Source organism: Cellulomonas marina (assembly GCF_900111925.1).
GTDB classification, from domain to species: Bacteria; Actinomycetota; Actinomycetes; order Actinomycetales; family Cellulomonadaceae; genus Cellulomonas; species Cellulomonas marina.
The window spans coordinates 194,079-207,974 of sequence record NZ_FOKA01000001.1; the positions used below are offsets into that span (position 1 = coordinate 194,079).

General features: G+C 76.0%; 12 protein-coding genes and 1 pseudogene. 11 read left to right on the forward strand and 2 right to left on the reverse strand.

The window, feature by feature from the left end; genetic code table 11:
• Window positions 1–46: 46 nt before the first annotated feature.
• Complete coding sequence (gene pgi / locus BM048_RS00870) at window positions 47–1,750, reverse strand: glucose-6-phosphate isomerase (RefSeq protein WP_090029881.1); 1,704 nt, start codon at window positions 1,748–1,750, stop codon at window positions 47–49.
• Between the two features lie 173 nt (window positions 1,751–1,923).
• Between pgi and BM048_RS00875 the strand changes: the two genes are divergently transcribed.
• The 4 genes and pseudogenes from BM048_RS00875 to BM048_RS19110 form a co-directional block, all read left to right on the forward strand.
• Window positions 1,924–2,301, forward strand: a complete 378-nt coding sequence (locus BM048_RS00875) for a hypothetical protein (RefSeq protein WP_239078704.1) — start codon at window positions 1,924–1,926, stop codon at window positions 2,299–2,301.
• Window positions 2,302–2,388: 87 nt separating this feature from the next.
• Window positions 2,389–2,766 (forward strand): DUF3039 domain-containing protein, encoded by a 378-nt coding sequence (locus tag BM048_RS00880; RefSeq protein ID WP_090029882.1) that lies wholly within the window; start codon window positions 2,389–2,391, stop codon window positions 2,764–2,766.
• Complete coding sequence (locus tag BM048_RS00885; RefSeq protein ID WP_090029884.1) at window positions 2,763–4,604, forward strand: DEAD/DEAH box helicase; 1,842 nt, start codon at window positions 2,763–2,765, stop codon at window positions 4,602–4,604. The genes BM048_RS00880 and BM048_RS00885 overlap by 4 nt, the downstream gene beginning before the upstream one ends.
• Window positions 4,605–5,469: 865 nt before the next feature.
• A pseudogene (locus BM048_RS19110) lies at window positions 5,470–6,042 on the forward strand (HNH endonuclease signature motif containing protein); the annotation flags it as partial.
• 249 nt (window positions 6,043–6,291) lie between these two features.
• Here the strand turns inward: BM048_RS19110 and BM048_RS00895 are convergent.
• Window positions 6,292–7,623, reverse strand: a complete 1,332-nt coding sequence (locus BM048_RS00895; RefSeq protein ID WP_090029887.1) for a nicotinate phosphoribosyltransferase — start codon at window positions 7,621–7,623, stop codon at window positions 6,292–6,294.
• A gap of 83 nt (window positions 7,624–7,706) precedes the next feature.
• Between BM048_RS00895 and clpS the strand changes: the two genes are divergently transcribed.
• Genes clpS through BM048_RS00930 form a run of 7 tightly spaced genes read left to right on the forward strand, consistent with a single transcriptional unit; the run spans window position 7,707 to window position 13,851 of the window.
• Window positions 7,707–7,994: an ATP-dependent Clp protease adapter ClpS gene (clpS, locus tag BM048_RS00900; protein ID WP_090029889.1), complete on the forward strand. Its 288-nt coding sequence runs from the start codon at window positions 7,707–7,709 to the stop codon at window positions 7,992–7,994.
• The gene (locus BM048_RS00905; RefSeq protein ID WP_090029890.1) at window positions 7,994–8,719 is read left to right on the forward strand and encodes a DUF2017 family protein; all 726 of its coding nucleotides are present in this window, start codon (window positions 7,994–7,996) and stop codon (window positions 8,717–8,719) included. Before clpS ends, BM048_RS00905 begins: the two co-directional genes overlap by 1 nt.
• 19 nt (window positions 8,720–8,738) lie before the next feature.
• Window positions 8,739–9,554 carry a glutamate racemase gene (gene murI, locus BM048_RS00910; RefSeq protein WP_090029892.1) on the forward strand — a complete coding sequence of 272 codons (816 nt, stop codon included), beginning with the start codon at window positions 8,739–8,741 and terminating at the stop codon, window positions 9,552–9,554.
• Window positions 9,551–10,339 carry an MBL fold metallo-hydrolase gene (locus tag BM048_RS00915; RefSeq protein ID WP_090029893.1) on the forward strand — a complete coding sequence of 263 codons (789 nt, stop codon included), beginning with the start codon at window positions 9,551–9,553 and terminating at the stop codon, window positions 10,337–10,339. The genes murI and BM048_RS00915 overlap by 4 nt, the downstream gene beginning before the upstream one ends.
• A gap of 55 nt (window positions 10,340–10,394) precedes the next feature.
• Complete coding sequence (gene rph, locus BM048_RS00920; protein ID WP_090029895.1) at window positions 10,395–11,255, forward strand: ribonuclease PH; 861 nt, start codon at window positions 10,395–10,397, stop codon at window positions 11,253–11,255.
• Window positions 11,256–11,290: 35 nt separating this feature from the next.
• The gene (rdgB, locus tag BM048_RS00925) at window positions 11,291–12,019 is read left to right on the forward strand and encodes an RdgB/HAM1 family non-canonical purine NTP pyrophosphatase (protein WP_090030406.1); all 729 of its coding nucleotides are present in this window, start codon (window positions 11,291–11,293) and stop codon (window positions 12,017–12,019) included.
• Between the two features lie 5 nt (window positions 12,020–12,024).
• Window positions 12,025–13,851, forward strand: a complete 1,827-nt coding sequence (locus tag BM048_RS00930; protein ID WP_090029896.1) for an ATP-binding cassette domain-containing protein — start codon at window positions 12,025–12,027, stop codon at window positions 13,849–13,851.
• Window positions 13,852–13,896: the final 45 nt, after the last annotated feature.

A 13,896-nucleotide genomic window follows, 5' to 3' on the forward strand; every position in this document is an offset into this window, starting at 1 on the left:
CCGAGCACGTCCGGGCGGCGGGCCTCCTCGGCGCGGGGGTGCCGCGTCAGCCGCGCAGCTCGAGGTAGCGGGCGATGAGGGCCTTCGTCGACGGGTCCTGGGACTCGAGCGCCGCCGTGTCGCCCGCGACCGCCGGGGCGATCTCCTGGGCGAGCTTCTTGCCCAGCTCGACGCCCCACTGGTCGAAGGAGTCGATGCCCCAGACGACGCCCTCGACGAACGTGATGTGCTCGTAGAGCGCGATGAGCTGGCCCAGCACCGACGGCGTGAGGGCCGGGGCGAGGATCGACGTCGTCGGGCGGTTCCCGCTGAAGACCCGCGCGGGGACGACGTGCTCGGCGGTGCCCTCGGCGCGCACCTCGTCGGCCGTCTTGCCGAACGCGAGGGCCTTCGTCTGCGCGAAGAAGTTGGCCAGGAAGAGGCCGTGCACGTCGGCGTCGCCGTCCTGCAGGGGGTGGGCCGGGTTGGCCACGGCGATGAAGTCCGCCGGGATGAGGCGCGTGCCCTGGTGGATGAGCTGGTAGAAGGCGTGCTGGCCGTTGGTGCCGGGCTCGCCCCAGAACACCTCGCCCGTCTGCGTGGTGACGGGGGAACCGTCCCAGCGCACGGACTTGCCGTTGGACTCCATGGTGAGCTGCTGCAGGTACGCCGGGAAGCGGTGCAGGTACTGCGCGTAGGGCAGCACCGCATGGGTGTGGGCGTCGAGGAAGTTGACGTACCAGACGTTGAGCAGACCCATGAGGACGGGCACGTTGCGCTCGAGCGGCGTGGTGCCGACGTGCTGGTCGACGGCGTGGAAGCCGGCGAGGAATTCGCGGAAGGCGTCGGGGCCGATGGCGACGGCGAGCGACGTGCCGATCGCCGAGTCGACGGAGTAGCGGCCGCCCACCCAGTCCCAGAAGCCGAACGCGTTGTCGGGGTCGATGCCGAAGTCGGCGACCTTGTCCAGGGCCGTGGAGACGGCGACGAAGTGCTTCGCGACGGCGCCGGAGCGGGCGGCGTCCTCGTCGTCGATGGCACCGGCGGCCAGCAGGCCCTCCCAGAGCCAGGCACGGGCCAGCCGCGCGTTGGTCAGCGTCTCGAGGGTGGTGAAGGTCTTCGAGGCGACGATGAACAGCGTCGTCGCCGGGTCCAGGTCCTCCGTCGTCTCCGCGATGTCCGTGGGGTCGATGTTGGAGACGAACCGGACCTCGAGCCCGTCCTGGACGTAGGGCTTCAGCGCCTCGTACGCCATCACCGGGCCGAGGTCGGAGCCGCCGATGCCGATGTTGACGACCGTGCGGATGCGCTCACCGGTCACCCCGGTCCAGGAGCCGGACCGGACGGCGTCGGCGAACGCGAAGACCTTCGTCAGCACCGCCTGGACGTCGGCGTCGACGTCCTGGCCGTCCACCTCGAGCGGAGGCGTGGCCCCCGGCGGGCGGCGCAGCGCCGTGTGCAGGACGGCCCGGTCCTCGGTGACGTTGATGTGCTCGCCGCCGAGCATCGCGTCGAGCCGCCCGACGAGGCCCACCTGATCGGCGAGGGCGAGCAGGTGCTCGAGCGTCTCGTCGGTGACGAGGTTCTTCGACAGGTCGACGTGCAGGTCGGCCAGCGGCAGGCTCAGCCGCTCCGCCCGGCCGGGGTCGGCGTCGAACCAGGCGCGCAGGTCCGGGGCGAGGGCGTCCCGGTGCGCCGTCAGGGCGGCCCACGCCGCGGTGGTCGTCGCGTCGACGGGGGCGGGCTGGCTGGGGCGGGTCTCGCTGGGCACGGTGCTCCTCGGGCGGTGGGCTGGGGGCGGTGGCGGGTCGTCCTCTACCGTAGTGACCTCGGCCGTCACCCGGCGGTCGGGCGGCGGGGACCCCGCGGCGCGTGGGGGCCGGCCCGCTGAGGACGCGCGGTCCCCGGTTCCCCGGTCCGGGGGAGGCGGGGCAGGATCGGGGGATGAGCACCGGCACGCGCACCCCCGTCCTCGCCCGACCCGGCGCCTCGGCCGTCCGCGGCCCGTGGCCCGCCCTGCCGACAGCCGCACCGGCGGCGGCGACCCTCGTCGTCGGGTTCGCCGTCGCGCAGGGCACGGGGGTGCGGGCGCTCGGCGGTGCGGTCCTCGTGGCCGGGTTCGCCTGGTGCGCGTGGCGCGCGCAGCCCGTCGCCGGCACCGCCCGCGTGTCGCTGGCCGCGCTGCTGGGGATCGCCTGCTTCGTCGGGTCGCACCTGCTCGCGCCGCACGTCGGCGCGTGGCCCGCGGTCGTCCTGGTCGCGGCCGTGCTGGCGGTCGGGACGGTGCTGCTGGTCGACGCGAAGGCGCACGGGCGGCGCTGACCGGGGTGGTGCGCCGGCAGCCCGACGGGGGCGGCGGCACGATCCCCGCACCCGGGCGCGTCGGAGGCCCGACGTAGACTCGTCGGCATGAGCGACCCCTTCCCGCCGAGCAGCCCGAGCGCCGATCCCGACCGCCTCTCGGACCCCTCGACGGGGTCGTCGACGGGCCTGCTGGAGCGCCCGGAGACGCAGGACGTCGAGCCGGGCGACCACGAGCGCTTCGCGCACTACGTGCGCAAGGAGAAGGTCATGGAGTCCGCCCTCTCCGGCAAGCCCGTCGTCGCCCTGTGCGGCAAGGTCTGGATCCCGGGGCGGGACCCGCAGAAGTTCCCCGTGTGCCCGGTCTGCAAGGAGATCTACGAGGGCCTGCGCCCGCCGGCCGACGAGGGCGGCGGCGAGGGTGGTGCCGGCGGGACCGGTGGGTCCGGCGGGGGCCGCCGCTGGGGCTTCGGCCGCGGTCGGTGAGCGGCGCCCCCCACCCCTCGTCCGCCCCGCACGCCTCTCCCTCCGCCGCCTCCAGCCTGCCGCCGGCCTTCCCGGCGCGGGCGCCCTGGGGGACGGCGGGTCGGCTGCGCGCGTGGCAGGCCGAGGCGCTCGAGCAGTACCGCTCCCGGCAGCCCCGGGACTTCCTGGCCGTCGCCACCCCCGGCGCCGGCAAGACGACCTTCGCGCTGCGCCTGGCCACCGAGCTGCTGGCCGCGGGGACCGTCCGGCGCCTGACCGTCGTGGCCCCCACCGAGCACCTCAAGCACCAGTGGGCGGACGCGGCCGCGCGGGTCGGCATCCGGCTCGACCCGAACTTCCGCAACGCGCAGGGCCGGCACGGGCACGGGTTCGACGGGGTCGCGGTGACGTACGCGCAGGTGGCGACGAAGCCGGCCCTCCACGCCGCGCGGACCGTGGCCGAGCGCACCCTCGTCGTGCTGGACGAGGTCCACCACGGCGGCGACGCGCTGAGCTGGGGCGACGCCATCCGGGAGGCGTTCGAGGGCGCCACGCGGCGGCTGTCGCTGACGGGCACGCCGTTCCGGTCGGACACCGCGGCCATCCCGTTCGTCACCTACGCGCCGGACCGCCAGGGCATCCGGCGCAGCGTGGCCGACTACTCCTACGGCTACGGCGACGCGCTGCGCGACCACGTCGTGCGGCCCGTGATCTTCCTGTCCTACGGCGGGTCCATGCGGTGGCGCACGAAGGCCGGCGACGAGGTCGCGGCGCGGCTGGGCGAGCCGCTGACGAAGGACCTGACGGCGCAGGCCTGGCGCACCGCGCTGGACCCCGAGGGCGAGTGGGTCCCGAGCGTGCTGGCCGCCGCGGACCGGCGGCTCACGGAGGTGCGCCGCGCGGTGCCCGACGCGGGCGCGATGGTCATCGCGACCGACCAGACCGATGCCCGCGCGTACGCCGGTCACCTGGCACGGCTCACCGGGACGAGCCCGACCGTGGTGCTCTCCGACGACGACGGGGCCAGCGCCCGTATCGAGGAGTTCTCCCGCGGGGACGGCCGCTGGCTCGTCGCCGTGCGGATGGTCTCCGAGGGCGTGGACGTGCCGCGGCTGGCCGTCGGCGTGTACGCCACGAGCGCCTCGACGCCGCTGTTCTTCGCGCAGGCCGTCGGGCGGTTCGTCCGTGCGCGCAAGCGGGGGGAGACGGCCTCGGTGTTCCTGCCGAGCGTCGCGCCGCTGCTGGCGCTGGCGCACGGCCTCGAGATCGAGCGCGACCACGCGCTGGACAAGGAGCCGTCCGCCGGCGAGGGCGCCGAGGGGTGGAGCCCCGAGGACGCGCTGCTGGCCGCGGCCAACCAGGACCGGAAGGGCTCCGACGAGCTGGGTCCCGACGGGAAGCCGGGCGCCTTCCAGGCGCTGGAGGCGCAGGCGTCGTTCGACCGCGTCCTCTTCGACGGCGGCGAGTTCGGCACGGGCGCCGAGGTCGGCTCCGACGAGGAGCAGGACTTCCTCGGGCTGCCCGGGCTGCTCGACGCCGACCAGGTGACCACCCTGCTGCGGCAGCGGCAGGCCGACCAGGTGGCGGCGCGGCGGGGGCGCGGCGCTGCGCGGTCCGCCGGGGGCGGGGCCGCGGCGGACGTGCCGATGGAGGAGATGGACCACCGCAAGCAGGCGGAGCTGCGCAAGGAGCTGGCGCAGCTCGTGGGTGCGTGGGCTCGCAAGAGCGGGCAGCCGCACGGCAGCGTCCACGCCGAGCTGCGGCGTCGGTGCGGAGGCCCGGAGGTCGCGCTGGCGGACCCGGTGCAGCTCGCGAAGCGGGTCTCCATGCTGCGGGACTGGTTCGTCGGCAAGCGTTGACGGCACCGACGACTTCGCACCCCGGTGACCGGGCTTGTGGGGTCGCGAGCCGTCCCCAGGGGAGGGCTGTGGACGGCTGACCTGCAGGAACACCCGATCGTGCGACTTCCGCGGTGCTGACCGGTCGGCGTAGCGTTCTCGTACAGGCGTTCTACTGCTGCTGCCGAGGGAGGTGCTGCGCGTGTACGAGGAGCTGTTGTCCGCCTTCGGGAACGCGCGGGCCGCTCTCGGCGATGTGGGGGCACGGGCCGGGCATGCGGAGGCGTTGACGCGGGCGCAGCGCCAGCACGTGCTGTCGCTGTTCCAGGCGGTGTCGGGGGCGACGGCGGCGGCGCGGGCGGTGTGGATCGCGGCCGACTCGAAGCTGACGCCGAAGGGAGTCGGGGACAGGTCGGCGGCGGAGGGGATCGCCGGGCGGGACCGGGTCGGGCTGCCGGAGGCCACGCGGCAGGAGCGGCAGGCCGGTGCGGTGGAGGCCGCGCCGGTGTTCGGGGCGGCGGTGGCCGCGGGGGTGCGGTCCGAGGCGCACCTGGATGCGTTGGCCGGGGTCCTGGCTTCGGCGTCGGAGCAGGTCAAGGCCGTGCTGACCTCGGTCGAGGGGCAGGCGGAGCTGACGGACCTGGCCGGGCAGGTCGACCCGGCCCGGTTCCGGCGGGAGCTGCTGCAGAAGGCCGCCGAGATCGACGCGCCCGCCGTGGAGACCCGGTACCAGGCCCGGCACCGGGCCCGGTACCTGCACCTGGTCGACACCGACATGGGTACCCAGGTCAAGGGGTGCCTGGACCCCGGCGCGGGCACCGCGCTGCGACGGGCGCTGGAGCTGACCCGGCAGATCCCGGGCGCGGACCGCACCAGCGGGCAGGCGATGGCCGACGCGTTGGAGGCGCTCGCGCGGGCGGCGCTGGCGGAGAAGAGGGGCGGCCCCTCGGGTGCCTCGGTGCGTCCGCACCTGACCCTGCTGACCGACCTCACCACCTACACCACGGTGATCGACGGGCTGCGCCGACGCGACGAGGCCCGCGACTGCCAAGACACGCGGAGCGTCGTCGGTGCGCCCGTGGCGTGCACCGAGGACCTGCCCGACGTCGACGTGCTCGGGCCGATCCTGACCGGGCTGACCCCCGTCGTCGACGACGACGGGCACGTCCTGGCGCCGAGCCTGGTGGGTCGGATCCTGTGCGACGTCGACTTCGCGGCGCTGGTGATCGGGCCGGACGGGCAGCCCACCGAGCTGGGCCGCGAGGAGCGCCTCTTCACCGGGGGTCAGCGGCGCTGCATCATCGTGCGGGACCAGTCGTGCCGTTTCCCCGGGTGCGAGGTCCCCGCCCGCTGGTGCGAGGTCCACCACATCCGCTGGTGGGCCCGCGACAACGGCGAGACGGACATCGAGAACGGAATCCTGCTGTGCACCCGGCACCACCACGAGGTGCACCGCGCCGACCTCACCATCACCCGCCTCACCGACTCCACGGATCGACGACCGGGGCGCGTGAAGGCGACCCGGCTGCGGCCGGCGGCGTACGAGTTCCGGGCACCCGACGGACGCCTCGTCGGGCATCAGGCACGTTCGATCTCCGAGCCCACCCTGGCACGACACGTTCGCGCAGCCGTGGCCGCGGACGAGGCTCGTGTCATCGCGATGCCGCGGTCCCTGCTGCGGGAGCTCGTGTCGAGCGCCCCCGCCGGCTCAGACGGTGAGGTGCACCGTCGGGAGGCCGGGCTCGTCGGCCGACAGCCGGCGGGCGACGCGAGGGAGCTCGGCGCGGGACTCCTGGTGGCGACGAGTCGCCCGGCGGACGCCCTCGGCGCCGGTCCACCCCGGCTGGACCTCCCCGTCGACGACGAGGGGCTCGAGCAGCGGCCGCATGCCGTCCGCGGGCTGCCAGGCGACGACGGCCTCGTCGCGACCGGAGACGACGACCTCCTCGGTCGCACGGCCGTGGGCGTCGAGGCGGCGTGCGGCTGTCTTGCGCCCGCCCTGGGAGGCCTTCGAGGCCGACGCCTTGGCGACGGGCTCGAGCTCGCCGGAGGCGCCCTCGCGAGCGACGAGCTTGTAGACCATGCCGCAGGTGGGGTGCCCCGAGCCGGTGACGACCGAGGTGCCGACGCCGTAGCTGTCGACCGGCGCGGAGGCCAGCGCGGCGATGGCGTACTCGTCGAGGTCCGAGGTCACGACGATCTTCGTCGACGTGGCGCCCGCGGCGTCGAGCTGCGCGCGGACCTCGTGGGCGAGCACGCCGAGGTCGCCGGAATCGAGGCGGACCGCCCCGAGCGGCGCATCGCCGGCCGCGGCCAGCGCGTGGCGGACGCCCTGCGCGACGTCGTAGGTGTCGACCAGCAGCGTGGTGCCGGCGCCCTGGGAGGCGACCTGGGCGGCGAAGGCCCCACGCTCGTCGTCGTGAAGGAGGGTGAAGGCGTGCGCCGCGGTGCCGATGGTCGGCAGGCCCCAGCGGCGGCCGGCCTCGAGCAGGGACGTCGCGGCGAACCCACCCACCACGGCGGCGCGGGCGGCGGCGACGGCGGCCTCCTCGTGCGCGCGGCGGGCACCCATCTCGAGGCACGGGCGGTCACCCGCGGCCGTGGTCATGCGGCTGGCTGCCGAGGCGATGGCGGAGTCGTAGTTGAGGATGGACAGCACGAGCGTCTCGAGGATGACCGCCTCGGCGAACGTGCCCTCGACGACGAGGACGGGCGACGCCGGGAAGAACGCCTCGCCCTCGGCGTACCCGTGGACCGTGCCGGTGAAGCGGTAGCCGGCGAGGTGGTCGAGCGTCAGGGCGTCGACGACGTCGGCCTCCTCGAGCCACGACAGCTCGGCGTCGCCGAAGCGGAACCGCTCGATCGCCTCCAGCACACGGCCCGTGCCGGCGAGCACGCCGTAGCGCCGGCCGGCCGGGAGCCGGCGCGTGAAGACCTCGAAGACGCAGCGGCGGTGCGCGGTGCCGTCGGCCAGCGCGGCCTGGAGCATCGTGAGCTCGTAGCGGTCCGTCATCAGCGCCGTCGACGCGGGGTGGGCCATGCGGGCAACCTACCCAGCCGGGCGGGGGCCGCACCGCCGGCCGTCCTCCGGACGGAGGGCACGGGCCGACCTAGACTCGGCCCGTGCCGGCGTCCATCGCTCCCGAGGAGGTCGCCGAGGTCTCGGCCGTCACCGCCGACGCCTGGGTGACCATCGTCTGGAACGACCCCGTCAACCTCATGAGCTGGGTGACGTTCGTGTTCGAGGAGTACTTCGGCTACCCGCGCAGCAAGGCCGAGCGGCTCATGCGCCAGGTGCACGAGGAGGGGCGGGCCGTCGTCTCGGCGGGGGCACGGGAGGCCATGGAGGTCGACGTCCAGGCCATGCACGGGTACGGGCTGTGGGCGACGCTGCAGCGCGGGGGCGACTGATGCGCGACTTCCGGCGCGAGCGGGACCACTTCGTCGCGCGGCTCGACGCGACCGAGCGCCAGGTGGTCGGCGGCGTGCTGGCCGATGTCGCGTTCCTCCTCGGGGCGCAGGCCGGGCCGGACGGCGGCCCGCTGCTGCCCGACGAGGCCCGGGCGCTGCGGTCCGGGGCCGACGGCGGCGGGGCGGGAGGCGGCGCGGGTGCGCCCGACGAGGCTCGGCTGCCGGACTGGAGCACCGAGGCCGTGCCGGTGCCCGACGACCCGGCGGTCCGCCGGCTGCTCCCCGACGCCTCGCCGGACGAGCCCGAGGTGGCGGCCGAGTTCCGGCGGCTGACCGAGGCGGACCTGCGTGCGACGAAGATCACGCGGCTCGTGCGGCTGTTCCGCGCGGTCGTCCGGGGGACCGACGGCTGGGCCGAGGGGGACCTCGTGGTCGCCCCGGCGGACGCGGCTGAGGTGGCCGCGGCGCTGACCGACGTGCGCCTGGTGCTGGCCGACCGGCTCGGGCTCGAGACGGACGCGCAGGTCGACGCGCTCTACGCCGAGCTGGACGGCCGGGCCGCCGACCGGGCCCGGCGGTGGCGCGCCCGCGGTGGCCGGGACCGGCCGACCGCGGAGGAGGAGGCGGCCGAGCGGTCGCAGCGGGCGCTCGGTGCGGTGTACGGCGCGCTGACCTGGTGGCAGGAGACGCTCGTCACGCTGCTCAGCTGCGAACGGCGTCGGTAGCCGCGTCTAGCCTCGGGGCGTGAACGACGCCCCGATCGGCATCTTCGACTCCGGGGTCGGGGGGCTGACCGTGGCGCGGGCCGTCCTCGACCAGCTGCCCCACGAGTCCACCCTCTACATCGGCGACACCCTCAACACGCCCTACGGCACCAAGCCCCTGGCGGCCGTGCGCGCCTTCGCGCTGGAGGTCATGGACGACCTCGTCGACGCCGGGGTGAAGATGCTGGTCATCGCGTGCAACACGGCCTCGTCGGCGGTGCTGCGGGACGCCCGGGAGCGGTACACGCTGCGCCGCGGCATCCCCGTGGTCGAGGTCGTGCTGCCCGCCGCACGCCGGGCGGTCGCGGCGACGCGCACGGGCCGGATCGGCGTCATCGCCACGCAGTCCACCGTGGACAGCCGCGCCTACGACGACGCCTTCGCCGTCGCCCCGGGCGTCGAGCTCGTCACCCGCGCCTGCCCGCGCTTCGTCGACCTCGTGGAGGCCGGCGTGACCTCGGGTCCGCAGGTCCTGGAGCTCGCGCGGGAGTACCTCGCGCCCGTCCGGGCCGCCGACGTCGACACGCTCGTGCTGGGGTGCACGCACTACCCGCTGCTGACCGGCGCCATCTCCTACGTCATGGGGGACAGGGTCACGCTCGTCTCGTCCGCCGAGGAGACGGCCAAGGACGTGTACCGGACCCTGGTCAAGCACGACCTGGAGCGCGACCCCGAGGCGGGCCCGCCCCGCCACCGGTTCCTCGCGACGGGGGAGCCGCTGTCGTTCCAGGTGCTCGCGCGCCGGTTCCTCGGGCCCGAGGTCGAGCTCGTCGAGCCGCGCGGGGCGCTCCGATGAGGCTCACCGTCCTCGGCTGCGCGGGGTCCTTCCCGTCGGCGGACTCCGCGGCGTCGAGCTACCTCGTCCAGGCCGAGGATGCCGAAGGGCGCACGTGGCACGTGCTGCTCGACCTGGGCAACGGCGCGCTGGGCCCGCTCCAGCGCTACGGCGACGCGGAGGCGCTGGACGCGGTGGCCATCAGCCACCTGCACGCCGACCACGCCGCCGACCTGCTCGTCCTCAGCGTGCTGCGCAAGTACCGGCCGGGCGGGTCCCTCCCGCCCGTCGACCTGTACGGGCCGCGCGGGACGCAGAAGTGGTTGGCGCGGCTCGCGGACAAGGACCCCGGCGTGGACGCCTCCGGCATGTTCACGCTGCACCGCTGGGAGCCGGGCGAGCCGGTCCGCGTCGGACCCCTGCTGCTCGAGCCGTTCCCGGTGCTCCACCCCGTCCCCGCGTTCGGGGTCCGGGTGACGGGGCCGTCGGACCTCGACCCGGACCGCACGGTCACCCTGGCGTACTCGGGGGACACCGACGAGTGCCCGGGCCTGGACGCCCTGGCGGACGGCGCCGACCTGCTGCTGTCGGAGGCGGCGTACCTCGAGGGGCGCGACGACGCCGTGCGCGGGGTGCACCTGACGGGCCGGCGGGCCGGCCTCGCGGCCGCGCGCGCCGGGGTGCCGCGACTCGTGCTCACGCACGTCCCGGCGTGGAACGACCCCGCGGAGACGCTGGCGGAGGCGACCGCCGTCTTCGACGGCGAGGTCGCGATGGCCGTCCCGGGCGCCGTCCACGTCCTCTAGCCCGGACGGATGCTGGCGGCGGGGTCGTGTCGGGGGGTCCCGTTAGTCTCGACGCATGACCTCCACCCCTGCCCCGGCCGGCACCGGCACGCGCGCCGACGGGCGGCTGCCCACCCAGTTGCGCCCCGTGACGATCACCCGCCGCTTCCTCGGGGCAGGTGAGGGCAACGTCCTCGTCGAGTTCGGGGACACGCGCGTGCTGTGCGTGGCGTCGCTGACCGAGGGGGTCCCGCGCTGGCGCAAGGGCTCGGGCCAGGGCTGGGTGACGGCGGAGTACGCGATGCTCCCGCGGGCGACGAGCACGCGGTCCGACCGGGAGTCGGTGCGCGGCAAGGTCGGCGGCCGCACGCACGAGATCAGCCGCCTCATCGGCCGCTCCCTGCGCGCGGTGGTCGACGTGTCCGCGCTGGGGGAGAACACCCTGGTGCTCGACTGCGACGTCCTGCAGGCGGACGGCGGCACGCGCACGGCAGCCATCACCGGCGCGTACGTGGCGCTGGCCGACGCCGTCGCGTGGGCCACGGCGCAGGGGCTCGTGCGCTCCTCGAAGCCGGTGCTCACCGACTCGGTCGCCGCGGTCAGCGTCGGCATCGTCGACGGCGTGCCCGTCCTCGACCTGCCGTACGTCGAGGACGTCCGCGCCGAGACGGACATGAACGTGGTCGTCACCGGCTCGGGCGCGTTCGTCGAGGTGCAGGGCACCGCCGAGCACGCGCCGTTCGTGCGCGCCGAGCTCGACGCGATGCTCGACCTCGCGCTCGAGGGCACGCGGCGCCTGGCCGAGATCCAGACGGCGGCCCTGACGGCGGCGCCGGGCGCGGGGACGGCGACGAAGGCCGCCACGGGCGCGTCCGCCGTCGACGGGGTCCCGGTGGCCGGGTCGCCGGGGGACCTCGCCGCCCCCGCGGCGCCGTGAGCGCGGCGTCGCTGGTCGCGGGCGGCGGTCCCCGCGTGCCAGCGGGCGCGCGGCTGGTGCTCGCGACGCACAACGCGCACAAGGTCGAGGAGCTGCGGGCCATCCTCGGTGCGGCGCTGCCCGACCTGCCCGACGACGCCGTCGTCGGGGCGGCGGACCTCGGCGTGCCCGAGCCGGTCGAGGACGGCGTGACGTTCGCCGCCAACGCGCTCATCAAGGCGCGCGCGCTCGCCGCCGCGACCGGGCTGCCGGCGGTGGCGGACGACTCGGGCCTGGCGGTGGACGTCCTCGGCGGTGCGCCCGGCATCTTCTCGGCGCGGTGGGCCGGGCGGCACGGCGACGACGCGGCGAACCTGGCGCTCCTGCTGGCGCAGCTGGCGGACATCGCGCCGGAGCACCGCGGCGCCCGGTTCGTGTGCGCGGCGGCCCTCGTCGTGCCCGCCGGTGCCGCCGGGGTCGCGGGGGAGGCGGCCGACGGGTTCGAGCACGTGGAGCTGGGCACGCTCGAGGGCACGCTCGCCACCGCGCCGCGCGGGGGGCACGGCTTCGGGTACGACCCCGTGCTGGTGCCGACGGGGTCGGACCGGACGTGCGCCGAGCTGGACCCCGCCGAGAAGAACGCCATCAGCCACCGCGGCGCCGCGTTCCGTGCGCTGGCGCCGGTCGTCGCACGGGTCCTGGTGCCCTCCTCGGGGTCTGGGCGCGGGTCGGGGCGCGGGTTCGGGCGCTCGTCGGGGCCCGGGCCCGGGTCCGCACGGACGTGAGCGCGGTGCCGGACGAGGGGCTCGCCGTCGCCGAGGAGGCGGTCGGGACGGTCCAGCTCGTCGCCGAGGGGGTGACGTACGGGTGGCCGGGTCGGTCCGTCGTGACGGACCTGGGGCTCGTCGTGCACGCGGGGGACCGGGTGGGCCTCGTCGGGGAGAACGGCGCCGGGAAGACCACGCTGCTGCGGGTCCTCGCCGGCGACCTCGTCCCGCAGGCCGGTCGTGTGCGCCGCTCGGGGACGCTGGCGGTCGTCGAGCAGGCGCTCGACGTCGTGCCCGGGTCGACCGTCGGGGACCTCGTCGCCGCCACGCAGGCGCGCGTGCGGGCGGCGCAGGCGGCGCTCGACGCGGCCGTCGCGGGGTTCGACCACGAGAGCGGCGACCTCGCCCGGCTCGGCGCGGCGCTGGCGGCCGTCGAGCGGCTGGAGGCGTGGGACGTCGACCGGCGCGTCGACGAGGCGCTCACCCGCTTCGGAGCGCCGCGGGACACGGGACGCCGGCTGGACGAGCTGTCGGTCGGCGAGCGCTACCGCGTGCGGCTGGCGTGCCGCATCGCCGAGCGCGCGGACCTGCTGCTGCTCGACGAGCCGACGAACCACCTGGACGCGGCCGGCATCGAGTACCTGACGGCGGCCCTGCGCGCGTGGCCGGGCGGGCTGGTCATCGTCACGCACGACCGGCGCCTGCTCGACGAGGTCATGACCGCGATCCTCGACATGGACCCGTCGATGGACGGGCGCCCCGCGCTGTACGGGGCGACGCGGTACGCGGACTACCGCTTCACGCGCGACGCCATGCTGCGGCGCTGGTCCGCGCGCTACCGCGCGGAGCGGAAGCGCGCGGAGACGCTCGAGCGCCGGCTGGACGCCTCCTACGAGGGGCTGTCGGACGCATGGCGCCCGCCGAAGGGCTCGCAGGGACACCGCCGGGCCACCCGGGCGCGCATCCACGTCAAGGCGGCCGACCGGCTCGTGCAGCGGCTGGAGGCCGAGGGCGTCGAGGTGCCCGTCCCGCCGCTGGCCCTGGCGTTCCCCGACCTGCCGGCGCTGCCGACGACGCGCGACGGGGTCCCGCAGCCGGCGGCGCTCGTCGAGCTGCGGGCCCCGCGCGTGGTCGCGCCCGACGGGCGGGTGCGTCTCGACCTGCCCGGTCACCGGCTCGCGGTGCCGCCGTGCGGGCGGCTGCTCGTGACCGGACCGAACGGGTCGGGCAAGTCGACGCTGCTCGCGGCGCTCGCGGGGACGCTGCGGCTCGACCGGGGCGTCCGCACGGTCGCGCCGGGCGTGCGGCTGGGCGTGCTGGGCCAGGAGCGGGACGGGCGCGCCCCGCAGCCCGCTGCCGGCCAGCCCGGTGCCGAGCATGCCGGTGCCGAGCACGCCGGTGCCGAGCACGCCGGTGCCGCGGACGCCGGTGCTGTTGACGCCGGGCTGCCCGTCGGGCTGCCGTCCGTCGACGAGCGGGACCCCACGGGCAGGCCGCTCACGGGATTCGACGCCTACGCACGGCACGCCCTGGACCTGCTGCGGGCCGGGCTCGTCGACCCGGACCGGCTCGTGCCGGTCGCCGCGCTCGGGCTGCTGACCGAGGAGGACCTGGAGCGGCCGCTCGTGGAGCTGTCGGTCGGGCAGCGCCGCCGGTTCGACCTGGCGTGCGCGCTCCTGGCCGCGCCGCACCTCCTCGTGCTCGACGAGCCGACGAACCACCTGTCCGTGCACCTCGTCGACGAGCTCACCGTCGCGCTGCGCGGGACGTCCGCGGCCGTCGTCGTCGCCACGCACGACCGGCAGATGCGGGCGGACCTGGCGGACTGGCCGGCGCTCGAGCTGGGCTGAGCCGCCGCCCGGTGGCCCGCCGGGCCCGGAGGGGGACGACCCCGG

Coding starts and splice junctions, on each gene's coding strand:
- rph (WP_090029895.1), top strand. CDS start 10,395: ATGACCTCCACCCCTGCCCCGGCCGGCACCGGCACGCGCGCCGACGGG.
- BM048_RS00915 (WP_090029893.1), top strand. CDS start 9,551: ATGAGGCTCACCGTCCTCGGCTGCGCGGGGTCCTTCCCGTCGGCGGAC.
- BM048_RS00875 (WP_239078704.1), top strand. CDS start 1,924: ATGAGCACCGGCACGCGCACCCCCGTCCTCGCCCGACCCGGCGCCTCG.
- BM048_RS00905 (WP_090029890.1), top strand. CDS start 7,994: ATGCGCGACTTCCGGCGCGAGCGGGACCACTTCGTCGCGCGGCTCGAC.
- BM048_RS00880 (WP_090029882.1), top strand. CDS start 2,389: ATGAGCGACCCCTTCCCGCCGAGCAGCCCGAGCGCCGATCCCGACCGC.
- BM048_RS00895 (WP_090029887.1), bottom strand. CDS start 7,623: ATGGCCCACCCCGCGTCGACGGCGCTGATGACGGACCGCTACGAGCTC.